The organism is Paraburkholderia sp. HC6.4b (assembly GCF_014200875.1).
Taxonomy (GTDB): domain Bacteria; phylum Pseudomonadota; class Gammaproteobacteria; order Burkholderiales; family Burkholderiaceae; genus Paraburkholderia; species Paraburkholderia tuberum.
Window position 1 is genome coordinate 1 of sequence record NZ_JACHDC010000053.1, and the last position, 2,658, is coordinate 2,658.

Consider the following 2,658-nt stretch of genomic DNA (forward strand, 5'->3'; position numbering starts at 1 on the left):
GAGGTCAGTGGTTGTTCAGCACCGTCTCGACACCGTGCTGCACCAGCAGTTCGGCGTTCAGACCCGAATGGTAGAAGACGTCATACTCGATGCCACCCACAGTCGTGTTGCCAGACTGTTGCGTCCAGTCGCCGATGTCGCCTCCGTCCGGCAGCAGATCGGACAGTTCGACCCTGTCGCCCGCATCGCCCTTGACCATCACCTGCGTGCGGCCGTCAGCAATGAACAGGTCCTTGCCACCCTGCTCGAGCACATCGCCCAGCGACAGCTTGAGCGTGTTGTTGCCCGTGCCGGTGATGTCGAACACTTCGATCGACGACACCACAAGGCTGACCTTGCCCAAGTCCAAGGTCTGGCCAGCGCCTGCCAGCTTCAGCGTGTCTAGACCGCCGTTGCCAAAGATGAACCCGGCGTCCATCACTTCATTAACGTCGTCCACCGTAAAGACGGTATTTGCATCGGTGCCGACGTAGGTGTCGAAGGGCACGCCATCCGAGAGGAGCGCTCCCGGATTAACGACATGTAGCTGTTCCGTCTCGATAGAGGTACCGCTTTCCCCAACGATATAGTTAGAGCTATTGCCAGCAGCATCCATAACCGCAACCCCATATGCAGCACCTGACTCAATCGCTGCTATAGCACCGGACGGCAACTCCACGCTGGCCGATCCGCGAGCTATATCCGAACTAGTCAGGTAGAAGTGGAATCGCACGTCACCCACTGCAACCAGTAGGGTATCGCCCGCCATGGCACTCGGAGAAAGCGTCACGGTGAGGCGGGCAATCTCATCCACCATGTCATGCGAGACCCCGAGTATCGACGACGGGGCAATCGTATCCAGCGTTACATTTTGTGACGCCACCTTGCCAATATTGCCAGCCGTATCGACCACGCGCGTCTGGATCGTCCAGGAGGCGTTGTGCGCCGTATTGTCCTGGAATACCCAACTTCCCTTGTTGTCGACCATCGCATCCTGCCAGGTCTTGCCGCCATCCACTGACACCTGAACCCTCTCGTTGGCCGCGAGTTCTGTCGTCAGCTCGCCCATAATCAAACGGCCTGCTGAGCCATCATTGGTCAGGAAGTCGCCGCTGTCCATTCCGCTGTCCTTGCCCATGTATGTGATGGACGCCTCAGCAGTCGGCGCTACCGTATCCACGATCACCACGTGCGGATCCGACGGCTTGCTTTCGTTGCCCGCGGGATCACGCTCCACCACCGTGAATTCGTGCTCGCCTTCGCCCAGCGGCGTATCAGGCGTGAAGCTCCAGTTTCCGTCCTCGTCGACCTCCGTCTCGCCAACCGGCGTGCCGTTGTCGATCACGATGATCGTGTCACCCGGTTCGCCCTTGCCCACCAGCGTCGGCGTCGTGTCGTCCGTGCTCTCCCCATTGTCCACCGGACCCTGAACCGGACCCACGTCGTCAATGACTTCGTCAATTTCTGGCTTGTCCGGTCCCATCGTGTAAATCCTCACATGGGTAGTCGGGCTCGGCGATGAGACGTGGCCCGCTGCGTCCGTCACCGTATAGGAGATGTCGAACGCCGTGTCCTGCCCGATCAGATCGTCTGCCGGGATCTTCACCTTGATCCCGGTGAGTACGTCGACCGCCCCCACCACGTGCTCGTAGCTCTTGCCGTTCCAGTCAATCGTGATCACGTCACCCGCGACCATGCCCGTATAGGCAGGGATCAACACCCACGTGCCATCGCTGGCCTCTGCCGCGTCGATTACACCGTCAGCCATCTCCGGTACTTCAGGTGCCTTCAGTACCAGTGCTGGCACTGTCGTATCGATGATCACCACGTGCGGCTCCGAGGGCCTGCTTTCGTTACCCGCGGGATCACGCTCCACCACCGTGAACTCATGCTCGCCCTCTTCCAGCGGCGTCTCAGGCGTGAAGCTCCAGTTGCCCTCCTCGTCGACCGTCGTCTCGCCAATCGGCGTGCCGTTGTCGATCACGATGATCGTGTTGCCCGGCTCACACCTGCCCCAGATGCCCTCCAGCGTCGGCGTCGTGTCGTCCGTGCTCGCACCATTGCCCACCGGACCCTGGATCGGACCCACGTCGTCAATGACCTCGTCAATCGACGGCTTGCCCGGCGGCGTCGTATCCACGATCACCGTCCACGGATCCGACGGCCCACTTTCGTTGCCCGCAGGATCGCGCTCCACCACCGTGAACTGATGCTCGCCCTCTTCCAGCGGCGTCTCAGGCGTGAAGCTCCAGTTGCCCTCCTCGTCGACCGTCGTCTCGCCGATCGGCGTGCCGTTGTCGATCACGATGATCGTGTCGCCCGGTTCACCCTCGCCCACCAGCGTCGGCGTCGTGTCGTCCGTGCTCTCACCATTGCCCACCGGACCCTGGATCGGACCTTCGTCGTCAATGACCTCGTCAATCGACGGCTTGCCCGGCGGCGTCGTATCCACGATCACCGTCCACGGGTCCGACGGCCCACTTTCGTTGCCCGCAGGATCACGCTCCACCACCGTGAACTCGTGCTCGCCTTCGTCCAGCGGCGTATCAGGCGTAAAGCTCCAGTTGCCGTCCTCGTCGACCTCCGTCTCGCCAACCGGCGTGCCGTTGTCGATCACGACGATCGTGTCACCCGGTTCGCCCTTGCCCACCAGCGTCGGCGTCGTGTCGTCCGTGCTCT

At 61.5% G+C, this 2,658-nt stretch carries 1 protein-coding gene; it reads right to left on the reverse strand.

All coding sequences use genetic code 11. The features are described from left to right. Positions 1 to 4: 4 nt before the first annotated feature. A partial coding sequence (locus HDG34_RS38520) for an Ig-like domain-containing protein (protein ID WP_260321483.1) occupies positions 5 to 2,658 on the reverse strand: 2,654 nt, incomplete at its 5' end.